This window comes from Peribacillus simplex (assembly GCF_900156045.1).
Lineage (GTDB): Bacteria > Bacillota > Bacilli > Bacillales > DSM-1321 > Peribacillus > Peribacillus simplex_D.
The window spans coordinates 249,008-271,984 of sequence record NZ_FTMX01000006.1 but is presented as its reverse complement, the minus strand read 5'-3'; the positions used below and the strand labels follow the sequence as shown (position 1 = coordinate 271,984).

Here is a 22,977-nt window from a genome sequence, read left to right as displayed (position 1 = left end):
CATCATGAACTTTTTTAAAAGTATCGGATGGAGAATTACGATTTGGCATTCAATTATGTTTATGTTCATTTTATTCCTATTTAGCGCATTCTTATATTTTACATTTACTGATATGTTAACCAAAAAAGTTGATTCGATGCTGGCCAGAGAGCTCAGTTTAATTACATATTGTTTGGGAAAAAAAGATACGTTTTCTGAAATCGAACAGCACATTAACGGATCGCCAAGTTTTGAGATGGTTAACGAAGAAGAAATATATTGGCAAATTGAAAACAAACAAGGACAAATCATCGCGGGATCTCATAACTTGCATGGCAAACGAATCAAACGTTCAGATGTGTTGGAGAAGAAGGATGAGAATGTTTTGATCTGGAATACAGAGTTGAATGGTACACCTCTTCGCGCCATGTCAGCACCAATGAGTTCTAAGGGAATATTAAACTTTCAAATTACAGTTGCAACATACAGCAGAATATTAGAATTATCAATTTTGAATTTAAAAAGCATTCTTTTATTTTTTATTTTCGGATTTGCGGGGATCTCACTGGTCATGGGACGGCTGATATCGAAAAAAACGTTACATCCGATTCATCAAATAATCAATACTACCAATCAAATTACCGCATCAAATTTACATGAACGGTTGCCTATTGAAGGGCCAGAAGATGAATTGCAGAGTTTATCTAAAACTGTTAATCATATGATTAACAGATTAGAAACCTCTTTCACTCAAATCCAGCAGTTTACTTCCGATGTTTCTCATGAACTTCGTACTTCCTTAACGATTATGCGAGGGGAATTAGATGTTGCTTTTATTAGAAATAGATCGGAAGAGGAATATAAACGTATCCTACAAACTGTTTTGGAAGAAATCATCTATTTATCTGATATGGTAGAAAAATTCTTATATTTATCAAGAAATACCTCCAATTCAAATCAGATTGAACAAAAAACAGTCGACGGAATGTTGTTGTTCCAATATGTAAGGAACCATTTATTATCTTTGAGTATGAAAAAACAGATTGAAATGCATATTCAAATACCTGATCCATTCATTTTATACGGGGATGAAGATCTCTTGCGAAGATTATTTATTAACTTGATAGAAAATGCGCTTAAGTACACCCCAGAAGGTGGTAAGGTAGAAATCAAAGCATGCAGTAAAGAAAAATTCATTTATATTGAAGTACATGATCATGGGATTGGGATTCCAGATAAACACTTGCCTTTTATTTTTCAGCGATTTTATCGTGTGGACGATTCCCGATCAAGAAGTCAAGGAGGAACAGGTTTAGGATTGTCTTTATGTAAATGGATTGTAGAAGCTCACAAAGGGACGATTGAGGTTTTTAGCAAGCCTGATGAAGGAACTAGAGTGATTGTAAAATTGCACGCTGGTTAATGGTATACAGACGGCTCCCACTATCCAAGATTGCAATTTCAAAACAAGTTTTTCCAGGTTTGTATTTTTCGGTACCTATTTCTTCTTACAGGGGTCCAGTAGTTTTTCGCTGAGAAAATACGCTAAGCAAATTCTCACATGAAAAATTGATGTTTATTGTACTTTAAGACCATCAATAGTGTAACTAAACTTAATTTGACCTATTAACTGACATAGATAAAGTGATGAGGTTATTAGACATTAAAAAAGAGTTAACCTCTCATAAATCCTTTAATGATAAGGTGTTTAGAAACTCGGATTTTTTTGAACAGAATCTAAAGCATATGTTGTCCGCGTTTTGATACAGGAATCCTAAATAACCTTGATAAATATACAAATAGAAAGGGCATGTTTTGAAAAAAATTTAATCAAAACATGCCCTTGTAATATTTATTTGGACTATCCTTTTATAAAAAGATTGATAATTTTGTGTTCCTTAATGAACTAAAGTGCCCGTTAGTTCTATAAGAAAAGTAATTCTTATTAAAGAATCGCTCTTTAACGGAACAACTCTATTACCACTCAAAAATTCCCTTGATCCATTTTTAAATTTCAGATGTACTTTATCTTTTGGACATAAAAACACCCCTTTAGAGGATATTATCCAAAGGGGTAAAACGGCGTAACTTTATTATAAACATCGTGACTTTATTTCACAGCCATATCATTTTCCCTTTAATTCAGCTAAATAGTGTCTTACGGCACTTTCAACTAGTTCATAAACCGTACTATCATGAATGATTGCTTGTATTTTTAGTTCCTTCATAAGTTCAACATCCATATCGAATGAAGAACGTTTTCTTATAACATTGGTTCGTTCTATGGTTGGTGCTGATTGTTCGTTCGCTTGTTTGACCTGTTCTTTACCACGTTTTATGCCAACGTTAGAACGTTGGTTGGTATCGTTAATAGATTCTTTATTTACATTAGTTGTAACGTTCGCCTTTGCTTTTCCTGCTGTTGCAAAGTCATAAATAAGCTGCTCTTGTACCGTTTCCTCGTCACCTTCACCAACGAAATACCAGCCTTTTTCGCCTGAATTTCTATACTCATAACCAGCTTTTTTCAATGCTTTTCTTAGTAATTTTTCTGAAAGATGAAAATCAGCCTTTTTGGCAATATTCGCTGGTGTATCAGTTTTAATTAACTCCAAGATTTCCCCGATTTTCATTTAGTGCGCTCACGGGAAAACCAATACTTTGTTTTGATATTTCGATAAGTCCCAATGTCTTTGATCAGCTCGGCAATAAGATCATAACCGCAATATGTGTGCCTCAGCGTGCTAAATTCATCCAATGTGACATAATCATCACTCTTTAATTCAACGTGACACTCTCCACAACAAATCCCCATATCCAACACCTCCAAAAAGTATATTGATATATTCGTCGAAACTTGGTGGCCATCCTTCTTTCGTACAAAAAACAGGTCTATTGACGGTCCTTTAATGTTTGTTAGTTTTTCAAAATTATCTAGACCTAATCATAAAAAACCTTTAATAAATAAAGGAGAGTACATATTAGCCATGTATAGTATGTACTCTCCTTTTTTCTTTAGTGAACTAACGCACCCGTTAGTTTAAGTACAACCCTTCACATTCTAATTTTTTTGTTATCACAAAGAAAAAAATGACACATTACTGTTTATGAAAGCATACTGTTATTAACAGTAAATTGTTACCGGAAAAATTTTTTACATTAAAATTAGGAGGTTTTATATTTCATGAAACATACAGGTAGACATACAGGTGCATTTCTTTTGCTGTTTTTAACAGAGGGAGATAACTATGGAGGGAAACTTCTGCAAAAATGTGAGAAAGAGCTTCCCATCAATCCAATTGATAGTGCCATATTATATCGCACACTAAAAAAATTAGAGGAAGAAGGTGCTGTTGAATCTTATCTGGATATATCTAATCATGATAAACCGATAAGGATGTACAAAATCACTACAGTTGGAAAAAGAAAATTAGAAGATTTTCAAATAGATATTGAAGAAAAAATTAAAAATTTATCGTTTTTCCTAGAAAAGTATAAAGAATGGAAGGCTCAAAATAATGATTAATGGAATTATTCTCTATACCATAGCCATTATTTATTTGGGTATTTCTTTCATAAAAGACAAACATAAAACAAAAGCAGCTTTATTAAGTTCATGGAAAATGTTTCGCAATGTTTTGCCGGATTTATTAGCTATTATGCTTTTTGTTGGGCTAGCATTATCTTTATTGACACCGTCCCTTATTTCTTCAATTATTGGCGAAAATTCTGGCTTACTAGGCATCATTTATTCAACAATCATTGGCTCAATTGCTTTAGTTCCAAGCTTTATCGTCTTTCCTCTCGGACATACATTAGTTCAAAATGGTGCTGCTCTTCCACAAGTAGCTGTATTAATGTCGACATTAATGTCTGTAGGACTTGCAACTTTACCTATGGAACAAAAAACTTTTGGACGAAGTTTTGCTTATGCTCGAAATATTTCTGCCATTATAATGTCGCTTCTATTTGCATTAATTATTTGGGTGGTGATGACATGACAAAACTAAAAAGATATCGGTTCTTTTTCATTTTATTATTAGGGCTTCTTCTTATTGCATTTATGAATCAAGCTATTGCTTTGAAAACAGTTCAGTTAACTGGTAAAAGTATTTTGGATATGTTATTCCTACTTCCGCCTATATTCATATTAGTGGGATTATTGGATCAATGGGTAAAGAAAGAATCACTCATTCGATATATGGGTGAAAAATCAGGTATATATGGTGTCTTCTTCACCTTATTATTAGCAATAGTAGCTGCAGGCCCTCTTTATATAGCCTTTCCAATTGCAGTACTTTTATTGAAAAAAGGAGCCAGTGTCCGATATATAGTGTTTTTCTTAGGCGCTTGGTCAACAGTGAAATTGCCAGTTCTAGTGTATGAATTCACTTCATTCGGTTCTAAATTTACACTTATTCACATTTGTTTTGGCCTCGTGTTTTACTATTCAACAGGAATTCTTTTTGAAAAAATTTATGGCCAACAAAAGTTTTTAAAGCATGATATAACTAAGGAAGTATAGATTTAAACCAATAAGTCTTTAAGCCCCTCAATCCCAGATTCTTTTGTAACTGTAGCTTTTAAATTTATAATATTCCATTAGGAGCCGGACTTTTTACAGAAACTAGGGATATAATGAGGGAAATAAGTTGCAAAAAATTTTGAGAGTATTCACTTGTCGCTGCTGGACTTGGCTCCAGAATTTGATCATGAATACCATCATTTTCAGTTAATCCTGCACCTACAACGGACTACTGTATGCAGCAAAAGATTAGAGGATACAGTACATACTGTATCCTCTTTTTAATTCCCTTATTAAACTAATCTGCCCCGTTAGTTCCATAAGAAAAGAGCTGCCTTAAAGACAGCTCAGATCTGCAACTAACACACTCGTTAGCCATCCATGAAACGCAAAAATCGGCGACTCACCACAAAGAATGAAAATGGTTAGGAAGTGTCAATACTGATACTGACCTTAATCCAGTCAACCCTAATCCATAGACTAATTAATTAACGCTCTCCTCTTTTTTTAAACGATTGAGCAGGGTCTTCTTATGTATTGTCATTTTTCCATTTTTAAAGAAACATATTTTCATTGTAGTTCTAAAAGAAAAGCAATTCTTATTAAAGAATCGCGCCCTTTAATTGAATAAGAAGGGATTATATTTTATTGAAATTATCGTCAACAAACCTCTTCATTTTATCTGTACAAGAACGCTAAGTTTCCAAGTTAGTAATTTTGCCGAAAAGTAATGCATCATAATACTTATCCTCTATAAAATAGTGGTCTTTTAATCGTCCTTCTAACTCATACCTGTTCTTTTCAAGTATCCGTGCAGAGCCAATATTGGCATGCACTACCATAGCATGGAGCTTATGAAGATTAAGTGATTTAAATGCAAAATCACTTATCAATGCAACAATCTCTGTTCCATACCCCTTATCCCAATGATGTTTATGCAACACATAACCAATTTCAGCTTGGTTTGCTTCTTGGTCAAAATTAAAAATTATGGCTGTTCCTATAATTGCTTGAGTTAATTTTTCAACAATGGAGGAATATAAATGAGTTCCTGCCGACTCACGTTTTAACATTATTTCAATGAACTGACGAGTTTCCTCAAAAGTACTCATCAAATTCCAGCCAATAAATCGTGAAACCTCTTGATCTGACGCATAATGATGTATCTCTTGAACATCCTCTATCCTTAGTGCTTTGAAGTAGATTTTTTCACCCTCTAATGAATGAAATAAAACAGCCTGCTTCTCCATTTTAACCTCCTCTAACTACGCTTTGTTAATGAACCTCCGATGGTAGCGAAAATGTCCCCAATTAAGGTTAAATATCATCGCACTCATCTTAGTATATCCTTTCAAATAATTTTTCATATATATGTTCATTGTTCCCTTGGCAAACTCTTGAAAAAACATATAGAAATAAAAGCATCACTGCAAAAGAATTAGGAATGTCTAGAGCTACTCTTTATAAAAAAATGAAGAAATACGGAATTGATTTTACCAAATAAAGTATCTTACCCTTTTATTAACACTAGGTTAATAACAATATTTTAGTTATGAATCCGAAAAAAATAAGGTGTTCATCAATATTAATTTTTGTTACACTTAAAAAAATTATGAAATTTTGGTAACGAGGTGACTAAGATGTTTTGGACTCCATTATTTGAAAACGATGTACCAACAGTACTCTCCCACGCTTAACGGAGAGAGCTTTAGAATAGCTATTTCTCTCCGTTAAGGCATAACAAGCCTAAAATAAATACGGAGGGTACAAACATGAAAAATACACTAATTGGTTCTTTATTTTTAATATTAGCTTCAAGTATTTGGGGAGGTATGTATGTTGTCGTTAAAGTAGTAGTGGCAGTCATACCACCATTAGAACTTGTGTGGATGCGTTATCTTATAGCACTTGTTGCGTTAGTAATCATTGGATTTGTGACTAAACAAAATTGGAGAATTAGAAGACAGCATTTTGGAATTATAATTGCCATTGCAATTATAGGATACGTCATTTCCATTGTTACTCAAGAAACAGGTACAATGCTTTCTACCGCACAAATGGGGGCTATTATCACTTCTACAACACCTGCATTCATGGTTTTGTTTGCTAGTATAATTCTTAAAGAACGTTTAACTTTTAAGAAAGCTATTTCTGTTAGTTTAGCCACTATCGGTGTCATTATTATCGTTGGAATTGACGATATTGATATGTCTAGTTTGCTAGGAGGAGTCTCCCTTATTATAGCTGCATTGACATGGGCTTTAATGTCAGTACTTATAAAACTCTTGCCTGGTGACTATTCACAAATTGTTGTAAATACCTATGCTACTTTAATTGCTTTTGTTGTTCTAACTCCTTTAGTTATAACAAGATTACCTAAAATAAATATAAATGATTTAATGAATCCTACCATTTTTGGGGGAATAATATATTTAGGGGTAATATCAACAGCTATTGCATTTCTATTATGGAATCGTGGTTTACAAATGCTAAATGCATCTAGTGGAGGAGTTTTCTTTTTTTTCCAACCCGTTGTTGGAACATTATTAGGTTGGTTGATATTAGGTGAAACGATTAGTATCACTTTTTGGATAGGATCTTTCTTGATTCTGATAGGAGTCTTAATCGTTATTAAAGATAGACAAGAAGAACAAAATCAATCATTATCTCAATAAATACAAAAAAGAATAACATTGGCAACTTTCGACGATTTTCAAAAATTAGATATGCGTGTTGAGGAAATTACAAAAGCAGAAGAATTTCCTAAAGCAAGAAAAACCAGCCTATAAATTATGGGTTGATTTTAGAGAAGAAATAGGGATTAAACAAAGGAGCGCTCAAATAACAGATTGCTATGATTTAAATGATCTAGTTGGTAAGCAAGTAATAGGAGTGGTCCATTTCCATCCTATTAAAGTTGCTGATTTTAGTTCAGTAGTTTTGGTGATGGGGACTTATTCAGAGCAAGGTGCTGTTCTAATTGAACCTCAACAAAGGGTTAAAAAAGGCGACCGATTAGGATAAGTTCAAAGAACACAAATGATACATTTCATTTGTGTTCTTTTTTACCCTTCTTCCTCTATGCTGCCATTATAGCGAAATAATAAAAGGGAAAGCCCCCGTTATTCACCACTGGTATTTACTATTTAATCCTTTTCACTTGGGTTAGTACGGACGCGTGTTTTAGTTACTTCAATTCTAAATCCCACCGTTCTTCCACGATTCTTTGCCCCCACAATAATTGTTCCTCTTTTGTTTCAGTGATTTTAAATCCAAATTTTCCATATAATCGTCTTGCTATTGGCAAACTACTCACAGTCCATAAAAACACTCGTTCATATTGTTGTTCTTTGCAGTAATTAAGTAGCGTTTGAACTAAGTGTGTACCTACTCCTTTTCCGCGAATGGATGGCTCGACAATGAACCACCTTAATATAGCTGTCGCTTCATTTTCTTCGACTAAACCGACACAACCTGCAAATTTTCCGTTATCTTCTGCAATCCAAATTTTTTTGATTTTCCCATCAAAGGAATCGTGAAGATAATCTAGAAATGTTTCATCAAACCCATAATTATCACTATAAAAAGCTCTTTGCTTTTCAATAATAAGTTCTTTGTCTTCAGCTGTATATTCATCTCGGATGGAAATGGCAGATTCATTTTGTTCCATATACTCCGACAAAATCATTTCAATTGTTCTCATTGATTCGATTAGGTTTTGTTGTTTTTCCATTTCTAAATTTTTCAGAAGAAATTTGACTTGCTGTTCGGCTTTTGTCTCCAAATCGTGGTAAATAATCTTCCCTTTTTCTGTTAAATGAATAAAATATGTACGACCATCTTCCTCCCATTTCTGCTTATAGATTATATCTAGTTCTTCGTAACGTTTTAATATTCTACTTACATACCCACGATCTAAATCCAGTTCTTCCTGTAAAAACTTTGCTGTACAATTACTTGTACTATTAATTTCAAATAAAATCCTTGTTTCAGTTAAAGAAAAAGGACTATCGTACACTTGCTGGTTGAGCAAACCAAGAACTTTAGTATAAAACCGATTAAACTTTCTAATTTCAGATACGATTGGAACAGTAGGTTGCGTCATACATAAACAACTCCTTAAAAATTAAGATGATTGACTTTGGCAACTATAACGAAATCATAATGCAATATGATTGCTTAAGTCAACTATTTAAATGAGTTTATTATAGTATTTTCATGTGAAATATTACACTTAATCAAAAATGCCCGATAGTTCCATAAAGAAAAAGCTGCCTAAAAGACAGCCCTGACCTTCAGCTAACGCACTCGTTAGTTGATTAAGAAAAAAATCCTTATTAAAGCCCCCCATTGTTGAAGACCGACGAACTTCTATTATCTGCTTCGTAGTTGAACAAGAATAGCTTTATCCCCCTGTTGAAGTAAACTTTGTTACAAGAAAAGAACCATCCTGATGTTGGATTGAAACAAAGTTTGATCTAATTGTTCCCATTTGGATAAGCCTCCACTCCTATAGCTATATTCACTTTATCCTTATCATTTGATATCTGCCTTGGGTGAATGAAGTATATGAGCCCTACCTTTTTCATGTTAAACAGAAGATATCTTGGAAAAAATATTAATCTTCTGATGGACTAACAAATAAAGAATCGGTTTGAGAGATTACACATAGCTTTTTTCCTTCTTTTTCATAGATTGTCAATGCCCCTTCTTGTGATTTTTTATCCCACCCCCATAATTTAATAACCGTTAAATAATAAAGTGGAAGTCCGTTTTCTTCGGAAGCTGGGCCCCATTTATATTCTTCATACATCTTTTTAGCGTCTTTATTTAATAATTCGGCCCCTAATGGTATTGGGAATCCTTTATTTATTGCTGATTCACGATAAGATAAGAAAAAATAACTAAACATTGAAACTAAAATAACTATACTAATAACAAGAATAATAGCTTTTTTCTTTATAAACACAAAAATCCCCCCCTTTTTACGGTCCTGAAAGTGCTGCGTGTTTTTAAAAATTTAATCTCCCTCTTTTAATTTTACATTTAAACAATTTTAATCCACATATCGTTAATAGCCTACTCCAATAATCTTTCCCATTAGCTGTATAAGGGTGATTTTCGTTTGAATATGACAGTACGATAATTTTTAAAATCATACTTTAAAAAGGCAGCCAATTTTCGGCCTTATTATGAAGCTAACGCACCAGTAGACCAATATTTCGTCATAGATTCTGTTTAAGGTTTGCTATTAGTTTTTTTCAAAAAAAACAATATATGAAAATAGGTATGTACTGCTATTCCTACCATTAAATAAGCCCACAAATTATCAGAGTCTAATATGTAGGCAAGAGTGATTGCAGAAATAGTATACAAAGAAAATTGTAAAAGATATACTTTTAAGTTTGTATGTAAACCCACAAAATAAGTTATGGTATCAATAATTAGAGTTACAGGAATACCAATAATGCAATATATTGCTAATTCATATAATGTGCCAATAATTACTCCATTTAAAAAAGGGAAATATTCATCTTTTGGAAGATCCTCATTTAAAGATATTAAACTATCAATTGAAGCACTAAGTAACGATGACAATGGAGCTGCAAGAAGTATAGAAATAGGGATCAAATATAATTTTTTCATAAACGCCACCTCAGCATTAAATATTACCATTTCATAAAGAGTGGTAGCAAAATGTATTGCAATTAATTCACAGTACGGATAAATTACGCTTCTTGAACTAATCTGCCCCGTTAGTTGCATAAAGAAAAAGCTGCCTTAAAGACAGCTCCGATCTTCAGCTAACGCACGCATTAGTTCGATTCACTTATTTTAGTATATTCTGGAGTATCACAGAGTGGACATTCCTCATATTGCTTTTCCTTTGCTAGAATAAAGTAAATCCCAAGAATAAAAGTAATTATTAAAATGACATAAATTACCCAATACATCAAAGGATATTGATATAGTACTGATGCTGTTGTAACTCCTGAATTCATATCTGTTGTTGTTATTTTATTCTCAACAGGATCATAAAGCATGTCCACAATTAAGTATGTTAGTAAAGATGAAAGAGTAAGAAATATTCCTATCGCACGTTTCATCATTTTCACCTCCTAAAACCGTTAAACTGTATACAGTTTAACGTAAAAACAAAATCCTTATTCAACTAACCTGCCCCGTTGGCTTAATAACAAAAAGGCTACATTGCCTGCTCCTCCTATATTCATTCAGGTTCAACAGTAAAGTTTTTTACTGGCTTTACTATGACTTCTTCAATAGTAAAATTAGGAGAATCATATTTAAGATATATATGTCCTTTCCTTACGTATTCCTCAGCTTCCTCAATGGTTTTAAAGCGTTTAGCATAACCATCACCAGAGCACCTGTCCGGATAGCCTGTTGAACGTGAATCCTCATAAATATAGTATTTGAATTTATTTAAGTAGTTGGACACTATGTACATTAAAAATCCTCCTTAAATTCCGCGATTTATTTACCATAAAAATCCAATGTCTTTCTTCAAGTATCCTGCCCCGTTAGTTGCATAAGAAAAAGGAACCATCCAAAGTACGAAAAATTATAAAGGTTTAATCAAATAAACCATCTCCATAATTTGTTCCATCAGTATCCAAAATGACTACCTTTGATTTTATACGAGTAAGTGCTACAGCTATGTACGGATTTGGCTCAGGGTTTTTATTATAAGATGTCCGAATGCGGATGATAGTCTTTTCACTATCTTCGTTCACTTCCAACACTTCAATGGTATTTCCCTTTCTTTCACCACCCATTGATATTAATAAAAAGTCCTCCCCTTCACCTCCTTTAAACTTTTTGTAACCGACAATCGATGTATCTTTCTCGATTTTTTCAATATAATTCCCGGTTTCATCCTCCGTCAGTCTTTCTTTATCCACTACCCTGTAGTCAACTTGATTGATAAATACGAATAATATATGAAGAGCAATGAGTAATGGAACCCCAATAAAGAGAATTTTCCTTCCTAAGGAATACCTATTTAAGAAAAAATATAAAACCGCCAGTGTCAATACACCAAGGCTCAATACACCATACGGCATCCCCTCGAACCCACCAATCACAAAAAGTGAAAACACTAAAATTAAAATGCCTAGTGAGAATAGAAGTAAGAATTGAGTTCTGTCCTCTATCTTTCTCAAAAATAGATAGGTGAGTCCACACATAATAATTCCCAGTATAATTCCTGCTTCATAAACGTATAAAAAAATACTTATCTCTCCCTTGGTTAGTATTTATATAAGCATATGTTTGTATAAATGGTTGTTAAGGAATTCCAGTCAAATTTTCACCCGGTTCCAAGAGCTCCTTTCTTAATATTGTTTGAGTAACATTTAGGGCATTGGTCGTCGTTCATTCTCTTTTACACGCTCAACTTTGGATAATATTACTAATTAGTAGGATACCACATTCATTTATTTTATTACTATTCTTAAGGAGTATTAATGTTTACCGCACAGTTCGAATACACTACATTTCTTGAACTATCCTGCCCCGTAGTTGCATAAGAAAAAGGCTGCCTTAAAGGAAAGGGAAAAGACAAAAAAAGAAGAGTAGCTTTCGCTACCCTTCCTCTACAATTGCGCCCGATTGTGGAAAGAATTACACAACAGCGAAAAATAATAGTGAGACTAAAACAAGAACAACCAAAAATAAAACAAGAACAACCAAAATTAATGATAAATTTTTACCTATTTTTGCTCCCCAATCATTTTTGAATTTATAACCAACCATCAATCCTGGTATATAAAAAGTAAGCGCATAAAATATCGTATAATGTAAACCTGTATCGCCATTTGACCAAGGATTTATCCCTATAAAACGCAATATATGATCGCCAAAAGCTCCGTATTTGCCAAACGAAAAGGAAAATAATAATCCTAGTAAAAATAGTAATAGAGACAATGAACCCAATCCCAATTTCTTATGAGTTTTAACGTTTTCAAGACTATTGCCAACCACCATTTCTTCCCTCCCTTTGTATTTCAATAAAGTATTAAATGACCCGTTTACTGACTACTGCTTTAAAAAATAATTTCTACACTCCCAATTCCAATAAGCCATAATACTATAAGCGTCTTGGGACTATGTATTAGTGATCGGCTTTTTTCTTATCAAAATCTCCCCATAACCAACTAAAAAGGGAATGAAATGCTACGAAACAAAATGCGTATGCTAAATTCCCTAACCAATTTATCGTTTGCCCCCTGAAGTATTGCAGACCAGAGCTTGCAATATACATGAGTATGAAAACCACTATATAACTAATGAAGAATCTTTTCTTTGTTATTGCCATAAATACAAACCACTCCTATTCTTTGTCAGGCAATCCAACTAACCTACCCCTATAGTTCCATAAGAAAAAAACTGCCTTAAAGACAGCTCTGATCTAAAGCTAACGCACCCCTTAGTTTAAGTGTAATTCTTCACACTCCTGTTGTTGAAAAAAGCGGTCTCCATCTTGAAGGATTGCACGATATTTAATAACAATAATCAATAACCTTTTGTTCACAGGGTTGCAAAATAACCTGTTTGAGGACGAAACAGGCAGCCGTATCCTACCGCTATGGCTTTTTTTCTTTCATTTTTTTTGGCTGTACTTTCTGCCTTTCTCATCACCCATTACAAACAAAGTACGTTTAATAAATTCCCGTTTGGCTTGCCCGTACTGCCACTCAAACGTAGTCTTCTTATCCTCGTCGTATTTTTTATATACTCGATGGAGTCTTTCCTTGGATGTTTAGCTACATAATCCGGCTCCTGAAAAATAAACATATACTGAATGATACTTTTGACCAGATTAGAAAGGAGAAATCAGCTTTGACAAAATATCGAATCATGTCCTTTGATGGAGGCGGCACATTAGGTGCTTTAAGTTTACAACTTTTGAACAGGCTGGCTCGGCAAAACCCAAAATTAATTAGTCGAACCAATGTTTTTTCGGGAAATTCAATCGGTTCATTCACTGCCCTTGCGCTAGCAAGTGGAAGATCGCCGAAGGAGACACTCCAGTTTTTTAAGGATAAAATCCTGCCGGCATTCAGCGTTTCCCGACCAGGCGGACCTGTTTTTAACCAACAATTACCATATTCCGGATTCATTAAAGCGGTACAAACATTTTTTCCCCCAGATCTTCTCCTCAAAGACTTAAAAAGACGAATTGTTGTCCCTGCATTTCATCTATTCTCACCGGAGCTGAATCGTTGGACTCCTGTGTTATTCCACAACTTTCCTGGCTCTCCCTATTTAAATGAGAAAGCGAGTGATGTAATACTACGGAGCAGTGGTGCTCCCGCGACGCAACGAGCCTATCAAAACTACGTGGATGGGTATACAGTAACAACTAACCCCAGTACAGCCAGTATCGCGTTTGCAGTTGGGAAAGCCAAACAGCCGTTGGATCAAATTGCGGTATTATCCATTGGAACAGGTGAAGAGCCGACTCAATTAAGAAGAGATACGAAGGGGTGGGGGATGGTGAGTGCAGATAACATACGCCCCGAAAATATGAAGAACCTTCCCCCAAATTGGGGAGTTCTTTTGGACCGATCGCCCAATGAACCCTTACTGCCATTTCTTCAGATAGTCGCTAGTGGATCTGGTTACTATGAATCCATGGTCAGTTCTCAGCTTCTAGGAAATCGTTTTTTTCGGTTAAATCCACGGATCCCTAATTTATCCAAAACGGACCCTTCTGTGGTTCCCATTGTCATTTCAATTGCTAACAATACAAATTTACAACCTGCAGTTCAATTTATAGAGAAAAACTGGAATTAATAAAATTATCCCATAAATCTGATTGAATTTTTGTTTTTATTGTAAGCATTTGGATTTTTTATAAAAAAACAGCCAGAACCTGGCTGTTTTTATTTATTCAGTTCTTCTTCAACTATACTGCCCCGATAGTTGCATAAAGAAAAAGCTGCCTTAAAGACAACTCCGATCGATCTTCACCTAAAGCACCCGTTAGTTCATTATCAAAGGTTCGTACCCTTCGCGGATTACCATTTAATCATTTCATTTGTTCGATTGAACGATTCTATAAAATAAATTGTGTAAACATACCAGCGATGTGAGTAGTACAAACTGGGCATGCGTTAAGCTGAATGCCGACAGCTCGGATCACGCTTTTCTGGTCGAACCTAGAACTTCCAAATAGTGCTGATTGTACATAATGCCCAGTATGTTCCCAAAGGGATCAACCACAGAGGCAGTAATGAACCCCTCACCGCGAACTGTAGGTGCTTCGTGTTCTTTCGCTCCCATGGACAACAGCTTCCCGAAAGTTGCTGTCACATCATCGACGTGCCAGTACACGACAGCACCACCGGCCTGGCCGGTCGACGAACCATCGGGCGCGTAGCGGCTATCGATCAGGCCAAGCTCGTGCTGGTAGTCGCCGAGGCGAAACTCGGCATATCCTGGGCGTTCGAAGTATGGGTCGATACCCAACAGCTCGGCGTACCACTTCTTTGCTGCCACTAGATCAGCCGCCCAAAAACTGACGGTGGTGAGTCCTCGTAATGTCTTTTGGTCGCTCATATTCGATTTCCTCCTCAATGTCGAGTATGTAACTGTTCTTTAAAATTCAGGGTCGCCGGGTTATTTCCTGGTTGTTGTTCCAAAAGCTAATGTAAACGTCTAATGCTGACAACAGTATGTCAGTGGAGATGAATATTTTTTCAAAAGTGCTTTGAACATTTATTCCTTTGATTAATTTCGATTTCCTTACGAATGATCCCTTCCCTTATTCAAGAAAATGGCCCAATTGTTGAAGTAACCTAATTTTAGCTCCATAAAAAATGAGCTGCCGAAGCAACTCCCTTATGGAAGTAAAGCACCCGTTAGCTCAATATGAATATTTACTTTAGTAAGCTGACTCCCCGTTTTCAGTGTCAAATCCCATTCCCCTTAGCAACTGCTGGGTATAAGCTAAACTTTCCTCTGTCTTCTGCTGCCAGTCGATAACGGTATCCATGAACTCTTTAAATTCACTTGGAGCATTTTCCCTCATAACCCTTAACCATTTCGTTACTTCCTTGTCTTGCTTCAACCCATTATTAACACATGCAACCAGGGCTTTAATAATGGATTCATGGTATTCACCACTCTGCAATCGTTTTGCGCAGCCTAATGCTGTAACCCGGTGATAGGAGGCTGGAATAAGATGATTATGCATTTCTGCGTGTCCTTTTAGATTTTTAGTGACAGGGATATGAAATAATTGCGTCGTCATTGAACAAACCATTTGTTCGCCGTTCAGACTGTAGTTTAAATATTCCAATACAGTAGACCAGTCTTGCCGGTAGGGAAAATAATAGCTCAATACATTCACCCACTTTTAAAAATTCTAAAATATGCTATGTATCATTTATATTTTGGTCTACCCTTGTTCAGCACTCGTGCCCGTTAATTCATTCAAAAAACCTATATTTTTTTAAAACTAAATTCTTTATTCAACTAGCCTGCCTCGATAGTTCCATAAAGAAAAAGCTGACTTAAAGACAGCTCTAATCTTCAGCTAACACACCCCATAGTTCTATAAGCTCTATATATAATTTTATTAAAGTCCTCCATCTAAACCGTCACTTTTATGAAATACCCCTTCTTAATCGATTTCTTCTCTTCCATAAAAAATAAATGAATATTGAAAGGACAAATAAACTCGTAATCACATAAATACTGTATGTTGACATATATAGTTCAACATTGTTCCAATTTTCCCCTAATATTCTTCCTAATGTGATAAAAGTAAAACTCCATATTAATGCACCAGTATAGGCGTAAACAATAAATTTTCTAAAAGAGAAGCGATTGACAGATGCTATATACGCTGTAAGGTGCCGTACCCCAGGAATAAAATAACCAAATAATAAAAGATAGGGTCCAAATTTCTTGAATAATTTCTTTGTTATATTAATTTTTTGTTCGGTTATGTGAAGTTTTGGTCCAAACTTTTCTAATAAAGGCAACCCAAATTTATAACCAATGAAGTAGCTAAGCGAAATCCCCCCTGTTGCTCCTGCAAAGGCACTTACTATTGAAATTAAGTAAGATAATTTACCCTGAAACACATTGTAACCAATATATGTAAGAAGAACCTCGTCGGGTATAGGAAGTCCTACAATACCTCCGATTAAAGCAAATATTATTCCGACGTACCCATAATGTTCTAGAAGGTAAGCAACATGATTTTCCACTTTCTCACTCCAACCTTTAGGTAATGTCTAACAATCATTTCTGATTATTTACTATCAGCAGTATTTAAATAATAAAGGCTGTTTTCGCTTACTTTGTTGCTATTTTTCCAAGTAAAGCGGTGTGGTTGATTTCCCCTCCAGATGCTCGCTTTCCGCGGGGCGGGCGGTGAGCCTCCTCGGCGTAAAACGCCTGTGGGGTCTCACCTGTCCCGCTGCTCCCGCAGGAGTCTCGCACTTGCGCTCCAATCAACCTTAAATCGTTTCGTTTTAAAAACAACAATCTTTACGAAAAGAGCCATAATAAAAAAGGAAATTCACTCTTCATTGGGGATGATACCTTTAACAATATTAAAGGTATCATCCCCAATTTTTGATTTTCTTATTGCACTATCCTGCCCCTTTAGTTTAATTACGCTCGTGCGGAAAGTAGTGCAATGCGTTATCGGATTCCCGGCCTAATTTGGTACTAATAGACGGTTCTAATCATATTCTTATAAGAAAACATTAGAAGGGGTGCAAAGTCAGTTGATAAAAGTTAAGGTTGGTTTACGGCCCATTGTAAGTAAGATAAATTTACCTACTGTTTTAAAGACAACCATACTTCCAGGTGACTCAATTGAAAGATTATTTATTGCAACCCAGGTAGGAGAGATCTTTTACATAGGAAACGGAGTTATAAGGACTTTTTTGGATATTCGCCCGCGAATCCTAAAACTAGGTGCTTCTGGCGGCGGATATGATGAACGGGGATTGCTGGGGCTGGCGTTTCATCCCGAATTTTATTATAACGGTCTGTTTTATCTTCATTATTCAGTAGCAGGATCACAAGGACCAGGTGCTCTTCCTGAATCTTTTAATCCAGACCCGTGTGATCCTAAAACTTTAAACCTAAGGTGGATAAATAGAGAAACTCGATATGATCATATAGATACAATTGAAGAATGGGTTTTACAATCGAATGGTCAACCCCAAAAAAGGCGGACATTACTTAACTTAAGAAGACCATTTTTAAATCATAATGGGGTCAATAGTTTAAACTTTTCACCTGAAACAGGAAAGCTTGTTTTAACAACCGGTGATGGTGGATCAGGCTATGATCCATTTAATTTAAGCCAGGACGATTTGGAAATCGCGGGTAAAATAATTGAAATTGATGTTAATAAGAATATATCCTTCAATAATCCACCCATTGTCACACGTCTTAATGAACTGCCCACAACTATTCAGGAAACGCTCATGGTAATGGCCAAAGGGGTTCGCAATATACCAGGCATTTCATTTCAAAGGTTTTATAATCAGTATATTAAATATGCGGGAAATGTCGGCCAGAATTTGGTCGAGTCGATATTTTCATTCGTTCAATATAAACCAATACCGGTTACTCAGCTTGTTCAAGCTTCTTTCATGAATTCTGAACCTGACAAAGAAGGATTCATTAACTTTGGCTGGCGAGGCTGGGAAGGTGCTTTTCCTACTTCGATTATAAGTGGCTGCACTGATAATCAAAATCAGACTTTGGATAAGAAAACGATTGCTTATTACAATGAAGCAGTAACACATTCAGCGAGTCGCCTTCAGCCTTTAACCAGTTATTTTCATAAAGATACCCGACCCGATAAGTTTGGAGGAACTGCACTTACAGGAGTGCAAGCCTATATGGGGAATACAATCCCTGGTTTAACAGGAAGCGTTGTGTTTACCGATCTTGCCCGGAAAGATTCTCAACCCCAGGTTAAAGGGGCATTAGCTTATACCACCGTAAGACCAAATGGTGAACAAAATGATTTCAGTGTGATACAAACCGATTATGATTTTGGGTCCCAATCAGCCTATTATGTTAGTTTGGGAACGAACCTGAATCAAACCAGCTTATATTTAGCGGTTTATGGCTCTATGAAAGTGACTGATTTTAACCAAGGCACTGTTTTTGAAATAGTTCCATGAATCAAAACAATACATTTCAACTTAATCTTGATAAATCTCTTACATGGATTAAATGAATCGAAAAACCAGGTAATGGAGAATCAATTTAAAGCTCTTTTCGTTAAGATTTTTGTTTTTAAAACGAAATGATTTAAGGTTGATTGGAGCGGAAGTACGAGACTCCCGCGGAAAGCGAGCATCTGGAGGGGAAATCAACCACACCGCATTACTTGGTAAATAGCAACAAAGTATGCGAAAACAGCCTAATTCAATATAATCATTTTTAGCCTTTTAAAAATGATTAAAGCAATTTCAACCCATACCCAGCTATAAATGAAGGCAAATAAAAAGCCAATTGTAAGAAATGAAAGTGAAACAGAGACGGCTGGACCTAATACCGGAAAGTGAAAAATAAATATTAGACTCATAATTCCTAATATTAAAAGAATGGCACCAGTAGCAATAATACTTAACCTCTTTCTAAAAAGGTGAAAAGATGCCCCTATGCCAAGTCCTAACAATCCTGTTGTAAAAGGAAATACAATTAGTTCAGTTGGCTGCAGGATGAATAACAGCATCATTGTCAGAAAGTAGGACATTGCCCCAAATGGAATGGAAAACATGGAACATAACAGGATAGGTGCAGTGGCCAGCGGACTTATAAAATATCCTACCCCCGGTAAAACTCCGGCAGCCTGCAGAATGGCAGCAATACAGGAAAAAATAGATACTTGAATGAGCTTCATCGTTTTTTTATGTTTATTGAATATTAATTGAGATAAACGAGCCTCATCAGAAATAGGTTTTAAAAAATACACCTTTCCACCTCATTTTAAATGGTTTATACATTACCATACATTATATTTACCATTTATAGAGGTGGAACAATTATTAATGATCCAAGCATCAATATTCTCTGTAATGAAAAATAAGCTTAATAAAAACTCTCTCTAAACCTTAATCGATAATACAAAGTAGAGAAGTCCGTTCGCGGAGGAAGTAAGTAATTTCCTTTGCCTATAAAAAAAACAAGGCCTTATCGGCCCTGCATTTTATTCGACTATTACTTTCCCAACCATTCCCTCCTGGAAATGGTACCGGCATATCAATTCATATGTACCGGGCTGTTTCGGATTCACGGTAATGTTTTTTTCTTCACCTGGCTGAACCTCAACGTCAATTCCGAGCTTTTCCAGTGTGAAGGTGTGCTCTTTACTGCCTTTGTTTTTCAATATCATCGTTGTGGCTGTTCCACTCGGAATGGTGATGACTTTCGGATTAAAGAAGTCATCATTCAACACGACCTCAATCGATTTCCCCGTCTCCATAGGCTGTGTCACAACACCGGATTCGGCAAATACGCCGAGTGAGCCTAGTGTTGTCACAACCACAAACATTGCAAGCACAACGACCAATCGTGTTACCCACTTTTTCACAGACATTCGCAATCCCTCCTTTTCTCTATTTTTTTCTAATCCATGAAATATTATTACGATAAATTTGGTTGCGTACTTTCAGATAGTAGCTTTTTATCTGAAACAGTGAAAAGAAAAAGCTCGACTCTAATGACGATCTTCTGGTATCTATTCTTATGCAACAAAAAAGAGCTGCCAAAGCAACTCCCTACCCCTTATTTCTCGTTTAATAAGCCAATCTTGAGTAACTGAATTTATTTTTTGGTAATACTTACTCAAAAGCAACTTATGCGAATCCCTGTATGATCCCCTTCATTCTTTCAATGAATGGTGAGAACTTTCATGGGGATACTTCTGTTGGATATAATTTATAAGTGCAGTGACAACTTGTGGACCGGATTCTACGAGCCTACCTTGTTCAAATGCAGTGAAGTTATCACCGCCTGAAGCTAAATAATTACTAACCGCTACTTCATATTCGTTGTTTGGCTGAATCTCTTGACCCTTCATGTCTTTCAGCGCAACAATGCGGTTGCCAATTGGAGCATTGGGGTCCCAATTATACGTTAAACCAACCGTTTGTAACCTATTTTCATAATTTTTCGCCCACTGCTGTTCTAAAGCAAGCTTTATTTGGTCTCCTGTTAAGATTAACTTACTGACATTATGTCCCATAGGCAAGTCTGTATAAATGTCTTCTACAGTGATTTCCCCTTTTTTTAAATTTTTCCGCATTTCTCCTTGATGGACAAAAGCTATATCTACCCCCATGGCTTCCCGCTCAGATTCTGCAATCATTTTCGCTAATGGGGATTCACCGTTTGCATCTTGATTTCGTGTTATTTCTTCAGGCATTTCTCCTATTATCTGATTAAAATAGCTCCCCAATCTTTTTCTATATTTAATTTGAAGAGCAGCCGTTTCTTTATCTGGTTTTATATGATGATGTGAAGTGACAATAACCTTTGCCTGTTTCTTAACAATATTTTTAGTCTGTGGGTCAACTTCAAGATTTACTTGAGAAAAGGCTTTCCCATTGGAATAAGCTTGAACGATCAGTTTACCGGCTACAACGGTATTGGCATATTCATGGCTGTGACCGGCAAAAATGACATCGACCTCATCATCGATTTTTGGAGCCATCTCCACTAAAGCTCCACTGGAATTTTCTCCTGCCTTATCTGATTTAGCTGAATCATGTGCCAGAACAACAATTACTTTGATCCCTTTTTCCTTTAAAAGCTTAACGGTTCGGTTAATAGCTGAAACTTCATCCGTAATTTCTACTTCTTTTCGATTTTCAGGGGCCACATACAGGTTGGTTTCTTTTGTGACCACACCGATAAATCCAATATTAATCCCGTCAATTTGTTTAATAACATACGGTGGTAACAAGGGAGTACCCGACTTTCTATCGATGATATTTGCAGAACTGTAAGAAGTATTGGCACCTTGAAAATAACCTGTTTTTTTGTTGAATCCTCCATGAATAAGACGTTTCATTTCATTTACGCCTTGGTCCAATTCATGATTTCCAGGTGTCCCGACATCAAAGTGCAGGAGGTTTAAAAATTCAATCGTGGGTTCGTCTTGAAATTGAGAAGAGATTGGAGGACTTCCTCCTACCATATCACCAGCATGAACAAGCAGTGTATTCGGGTTTTCTTGTTTATATTTTTTTAAATAGGCAGCCAGGTATTCAGCACCGCCTGCCGTGTTCCCTGAAACCATTTGATATTTGTTCAGCTGGCCGTGAAAATCATTAACGCCTAACAATTGTACTTGGATGTTGCGGTTGGATGTGGAACGATTCGTTGTGGAATGTTTGGTTGAGTGTGCTGTGATTTTAAAAGTTACGAAAATGATGAAAAATACCAAGATGAACAAAGAAGCTATGGCCTGAAATTTTGACAACTTCCGATCCCTCCCTCTGGATGTAAATTAAGAATAACTCTGGAATTTTATATCCGTATAAAGGGACCGTGATTTTTTGTTATATTTTAAATAATAATTATTAAATTAACCCAGTACATGCATATTTTTTTAAAAATGCCCATACGGCTTTACATTTAGAAATTTGTTAAGATTTTGACTAGATTATTTAAAAAGGATCCAATTTTTCTTCCATTAACACGATAGTGAAAAAACGTTGCTGCTAATTACATTAGTATTGAAATCTGCTCCGTTAGTAACAGAAGTTCAACAAAAAGAGTGTAAATCCTTATTGGATCAACACTCACGTTAGCGCAGTAACATTCAACGTTATTTTTTTAGGTTTGCCTTCATTAAAGAGGAAATTTTTTGCTCATCTGTATTTTGGATCTGTTCCAGTTGATTGATAACCAGCTCTTGTCGATGTAATGAATGGTTTTGACTTAACTTCGCTTTCCCCTCTATTTTGTTAATTTTAATTTTGAAGCCTTGAATCCCTTTGTTCATCCCAGCGAGAAAGTCAGCATCTAAATCTTGCAAATTGTATGAACTATCAGGGGCTTCATACTTCAATACCATGTCATGCAAGGTATCCGTTAACTCCTGTTCATCCTCAATAAGTTCGACTTCGCCGTATACATGAACAGTCACATAATTCCATGTTGGTACTGCTTGGTTCGTCTCATACCAAGAAGATGAGATATAACAGTGAGGACCATGAAAGACTGCTAAGACAGTTTGATTTTCAATATCTTTCCATTGAGGGTTCGGACGAGCAAAATGACCATACAAATAGGTTTTCTCCTTATTCAACAGCAGTGGTAAATGTGTAGCAAAAGGCATGCCTTCATGCATTGAACACAATGTTGCAAAACCATTCTCCTGTATTACATCGCAGGCTGCTTCTAATTCTTTTATTTCAAATTGCTTAGGGATATACATAAAAAATCTCCTTTCATCC

Annotated in this window: 24 protein-coding genes and 2 pseudogenes; 9 read left to right on the top strand and 17 right to left on the bottom strand. The window is 35.7% G+C overall.

Going from position 1 to position 22,977, the window contains the following annotated elements:
* The first annotated feature begins 4 nt into the window (after positions 1 to 4).
* Positions 5 to 1,402 carry a sensor histidine kinase gene (locus BW986_RS21055; protein WP_076370403.1) on the top strand — a complete coding sequence of 466 codons (1,398 nt, stop codon included), beginning with the start codon at positions 5 to 7 and terminating at the stop codon, positions 1,400 to 1,402.
* A gap of 703 nt (positions 1,403 to 2,105) precedes the next feature.
* On the opposite strand, the gene BW986_RS21050 is transcribed toward BW986_RS21055, so the two are convergent.
* Both BW986_RS21050 and BW986_RS21045 read right to left on the bottom strand, forming a co-directional pair.
* Positions 2,106 to 2,612 carry a hypothetical protein gene (locus BW986_RS21050; RefSeq protein WP_076370401.1) on the bottom strand — a complete coding sequence of 169 codons (507 nt, stop codon included), beginning with the start codon at positions 2,610 to 2,612 and terminating at the stop codon, positions 2,106 to 2,108.
* Entirely contained in the window at positions 2,609 to 2,794 is a 186-nt protein-coding gene (locus tag BW986_RS21045) for a hypothetical protein (protein WP_034306238.1), read from the bottom strand. The genes BW986_RS21050 and BW986_RS21045 overlap by 4 nt, the downstream gene beginning before the upstream one ends.
* Positions 2,795 to 3,163: 369 nt before the next feature.
* Here BW986_RS21045 and BW986_RS21040 point away from each other — a divergent pair, with 369 nt between their 5' ends.
* The 3 genes from BW986_RS21040 to BW986_RS21030 are packed head-to-tail and all read left to right on the top strand — an operon-like array spanning position 3,164 to position 4,504.
* Positions 3,164 to 3,505 (top strand): PadR family transcriptional regulator, encoded by a 342-nt coding sequence (locus BW986_RS21040; RefSeq protein ID WP_076370399.1) that lies wholly within the window; start codon positions 3,164 to 3,166, stop codon positions 3,503 to 3,505.
* Entirely contained in the window at positions 3,498 to 3,980 is a 483-nt protein-coding gene (locus BW986_RS21035) for a hypothetical protein (protein WP_076370397.1), read from the top strand. The genes BW986_RS21040 and BW986_RS21035 overlap by 8 nt, the downstream gene beginning before the upstream one ends.
* A complete protein-coding gene (locus BW986_RS21030) occupies positions 3,977 to 4,504 on the top strand; it encodes a permease (protein ID WP_057214919.1) in 528 nt (175 codons plus the stop codon). The genes BW986_RS21035 and BW986_RS21030 overlap by 4 nt, the downstream gene beginning before the upstream one ends.
* A 695-nt stretch (positions 4,505 to 5,199) precedes the next feature.
* Here the strand turns inward: BW986_RS21030 and BW986_RS21025 are convergent.
* Positions 5,200 to 5,754, bottom strand: coding sequence for a GNAT family N-acetyltransferase (locus tag BW986_RS21025; protein WP_076370395.1), 555 nt, complete (start codon positions 5,752 to 5,754; stop codon positions 5,200 to 5,202).
* Between the two features lie 140 nt (positions 5,755 to 5,894).
* Here BW986_RS21025 and BW986_RS21020 point away from each other — a divergent pair.
* From BW986_RS21020 to BW986_RS21010, 3 genes and pseudogenes are all read left to right on the top strand, one after another.
* Positions 5,895 to 6,008, top strand: a pseudogene (locus BW986_RS21020) (helix-turn-helix domain-containing protein); the annotation flags it as partial.
* Between the two features lie 268 nt (positions 6,009 to 6,276).
* Complete coding sequence (locus BW986_RS21015) at positions 6,277 to 7,179, top strand: DMT family transporter (protein WP_076370393.1); 903 nt, start codon at positions 6,277 to 6,279, stop codon at positions 7,177 to 7,179.
* An 18-nt stretch (positions 7,180 to 7,197) separates the two neighbouring features.
* Positions 7,198 to 7,528 (top strand): annotated as a pseudogene (locus tag BW986_RS21010) (tRNA-binding protein).
* 163 nt (positions 7,529 to 7,691) lie between these two features.
* Here the strand turns inward: BW986_RS21010 and BW986_RS21005 are convergent.
* The 7 genes from BW986_RS21005 to BW986_RS20975 all read right to left on the bottom strand — a co-directional run bounded on the left by BW986_RS21005 (position 7,692) and on the right by BW986_RS20975 (position 12,511).
* The gene (locus BW986_RS21005) at positions 7,692 to 8,609 is read right to left on the bottom strand and encodes a bifunctional helix-turn-helix transcriptional regulator/GNAT family N-acetyltransferase (protein ID WP_076370391.1); all 918 of its coding nucleotides are present in this window, start codon (positions 8,607 to 8,609) and stop codon (positions 7,692 to 7,694) included.
* 513 nt (positions 8,610 to 9,122) lie between these two features.
* Complete coding sequence (locus tag BW986_RS21000; protein ID WP_081395734.1) at positions 9,123 to 9,473, bottom strand: hypothetical protein; 351 nt, start codon at positions 9,471 to 9,473, stop codon at positions 9,123 to 9,125.
* Between the two features lie 269 nt (positions 9,474 to 9,742).
* On the bottom strand, positions 9,743 to 10,150 hold the full coding sequence (locus tag BW986_RS20995) for a hypothetical protein (protein WP_076370389.1): 408 nt from the start codon (positions 10,148 to 10,150) through the stop codon (positions 9,743 to 9,745).
* 170 nt (positions 10,151 to 10,320) lie between these two features.
* Complete coding sequence (locus tag BW986_RS20990) at positions 10,321 to 10,614, bottom strand: hypothetical protein (protein WP_142244702.1); 294 nt, start codon at positions 10,612 to 10,614, stop codon at positions 10,321 to 10,323.
* Positions 10,615 to 10,733: 119 nt separating this feature from the next.
* Positions 10,734 to 10,973, bottom strand: a complete 240-nt coding sequence (locus BW986_RS20985; RefSeq protein WP_076370385.1) for a hypothetical protein — start codon at positions 10,971 to 10,973, stop codon at positions 10,734 to 10,736.
* Between the two features lie 124 nt (positions 10,974 to 11,097).
* Complete coding sequence (locus BW986_RS20980) at positions 11,098 to 11,724, bottom strand: YesK family protein (RefSeq protein WP_260320924.1); 627 nt, start codon at positions 11,722 to 11,724, stop codon at positions 11,098 to 11,100.
* A 424-nt stretch (positions 11,725 to 12,148) separates the two neighbouring features.
* Positions 12,149 to 12,511, bottom strand: a complete 363-nt coding sequence (locus BW986_RS20975; protein WP_076370381.1) for a hypothetical protein — start codon at positions 12,509 to 12,511, stop codon at positions 12,149 to 12,151.
* A gap of 855 nt (positions 12,512 to 13,366) precedes the next feature.
* Between BW986_RS20975 and BW986_RS20965 the strand changes: the two genes are divergently transcribed.
* Positions 13,367 to 14,323 (top strand): sporulation hydrolase CotR, encoded by a 957-nt coding sequence (locus tag BW986_RS20965; protein WP_076370652.1) that lies wholly within the window; start codon positions 13,367 to 13,369, stop codon positions 14,321 to 14,323.
* A 345-nt stretch (positions 14,324 to 14,668) separates the two neighbouring features.
* On the opposite strand, the gene BW986_RS20960 is transcribed toward BW986_RS20965, so the two are convergent.
* The 3 genes from BW986_RS20960 to BW986_RS20950 form a co-directional block, all read right to left on the bottom strand.
* Entirely contained in the window at positions 14,669 to 15,088 is a 420-nt protein-coding gene (locus BW986_RS20960) for a VOC family protein (protein WP_076370377.1), read from the bottom strand.
* 325 nt (positions 15,089 to 15,413) lie between these two features.
* The gene (locus BW986_RS20955) at positions 15,414 to 15,872 is read right to left on the bottom strand and encodes a hypothetical protein (protein ID WP_076370375.1); all 459 of its coding nucleotides are present in this window, start codon (positions 15,870 to 15,872) and stop codon (positions 15,414 to 15,416) included.
* 265 nt (positions 15,873 to 16,137) lie between these two features.
* Entirely contained in the window at positions 16,138 to 16,746 is a 609-nt protein-coding gene (locus BW986_RS20950) for a DedA family protein (RefSeq protein ID WP_076370373.1), read from the bottom strand.
* 525 nt (positions 16,747 to 17,271) lie between these two features.
* On the opposite strand from BW986_RS20950, the gene BW986_RS20945 reads away from it, so the two are divergent.
* Positions 17,272 to 18,690 carry a PQQ-dependent sugar dehydrogenase gene (locus BW986_RS20945; protein WP_076370371.1) on the top strand — a complete coding sequence of 473 codons (1,419 nt, stop codon included), beginning with the start codon at positions 17,272 to 17,274 and terminating at the stop codon, positions 18,688 to 18,690.
* 242 nt (positions 18,691 to 18,932) lie between these two features.
* On the opposite strand, the gene BW986_RS20940 is transcribed toward BW986_RS20945, so the two are convergent.
* From BW986_RS20940 to BW986_RS20925, 4 genes are all read right to left on the bottom strand, one after another.
* Positions 18,933 to 19,487 carry a hypothetical protein gene (locus BW986_RS20940; protein ID WP_076370369.1) on the bottom strand — a complete coding sequence of 185 codons (555 nt, stop codon included), beginning with the start codon at positions 19,485 to 19,487 and terminating at the stop codon, positions 18,933 to 18,935.
* Between the two features lie 234 nt (positions 19,488 to 19,721).
* Positions 19,722 to 20,111 carry a cupredoxin domain-containing protein gene (locus tag BW986_RS20935; protein ID WP_076370367.1) on the bottom strand — a complete coding sequence of 130 codons (390 nt, stop codon included), beginning with the start codon at positions 20,109 to 20,111 and terminating at the stop codon, positions 19,722 to 19,724.
* Positions 20,112 to 20,396: 285 nt separating this feature from the next.
* Complete coding sequence (locus tag BW986_RS20930; RefSeq protein ID WP_076370365.1) at positions 20,397 to 21,998, bottom strand: bifunctional metallophosphatase/5'-nucleotidase; 1,602 nt, start codon at positions 21,996 to 21,998, stop codon at positions 20,397 to 20,399.
* A gap of 348 nt (positions 21,999 to 22,346) precedes the next feature.
* Positions 22,347 to 22,958 carry an FMN-binding negative transcriptional regulator gene (locus BW986_RS20925; protein WP_076370363.1) on the bottom strand — a complete coding sequence of 204 codons (612 nt, stop codon included), beginning with the start codon at positions 22,956 to 22,958 and terminating at the stop codon, positions 22,347 to 22,349.
* Positions 22,959 to 22,977: the final 19 nt, after the last annotated feature.

Coding starts and splice junctions, on each gene's coding strand:
- BW986_RS21015 (WP_076370393.1), top strand. CDS start 6,277: ATGAAAAATACACTAATTGGTTCTTTATTTTTAATATTAGCTTCAAGT.
- BW986_RS21005 (WP_076370391.1), bottom strand. CDS start 8,609: ATGACGCAACCTACTGTTCCAATCGTATCTGAAATTAGAAAGTTTAAT.
- BW986_RS21030 (WP_057214919.1), top strand. CDS start 3,977: ATGACAAAACTAAAAAGATATCGGTTCTTTTTCATTTTATTATTAGGG.
- BW986_RS21045 (WP_034306238.1), bottom strand. CDS start 2,794: ATGGGGATTTGTTGTGGAGAGTGTCACGTTGAATTAAAGAGTGATGAT.
- BW986_RS20975 (WP_076370381.1), bottom strand. CDS start 12,511: ATGGTGGTTGGCAATAGTCTTGAAAACGTTAAAACTCATAAGAAATTG.
- BW986_RS20935 (WP_076370367.1), bottom strand. CDS start 20,111: ATGTCTGTGAAAAAGTGGGTAACACGATTGGTCGTTGTGCTTGCAATG.
- BW986_RS20985 (WP_076370385.1), bottom strand. CDS start 10,973: ATGTACATAGTGTCCAACTACTTAAATAAATTCAAATACTATATTTAT.
- BW986_RS21025 (WP_076370395.1), bottom strand. CDS start 5,754: ATGGAGAAGCAGGCTGTTTTATTTCATTCATTAGAGGGTGAAAAAATC.
- BW986_RS20990 (WP_142244702.1), bottom strand. CDS start 10,614: ATGATGAAACGTGCGATAGGAATATTTCTTACTCTTTCATCTTTACTA.
- BW986_RS21050 (WP_076370401.1), bottom strand. CDS start 2,612: ATGAAAATCGGGGAAATCTTGGAGTTAATTAAAACTGATACACCAGCG.
- BW986_RS21040 (WP_076370399.1), top strand. CDS start 3,164: ATGAAACATACAGGTAGACATACAGGTGCATTTCTTTTGCTGTTTTTA.
- BW986_RS20925 (WP_076370363.1), bottom strand. CDS start 22,958: ATGTATATCCCTAAGCAATTTGAAATAAAAGAATTAGAAGCAGCCTGC.
- BW986_RS21035 (WP_076370397.1), top strand. CDS start 3,498: ATGATTAATGGAATTATTCTCTATACCATAGCCATTATTTATTTGGGT.
- BW986_RS20960 (WP_076370377.1), bottom strand. CDS start 15,088: ATGAGCGACCAAAAGACATTACGAGGACTCACCACCGTCAGTTTTTGG.
- BW986_RS20995 (WP_076370389.1), bottom strand. CDS start 10,150: ATGAAAAAATTATATTTGATCCCTATTTCTATACTTCTTGCAGCTCCA.
- BW986_RS21055 (WP_076370403.1), top strand. CDS start 5: ATGAACTTTTTTAAAAGTATCGGATGGAGAATTACGATTTGGCATTCA.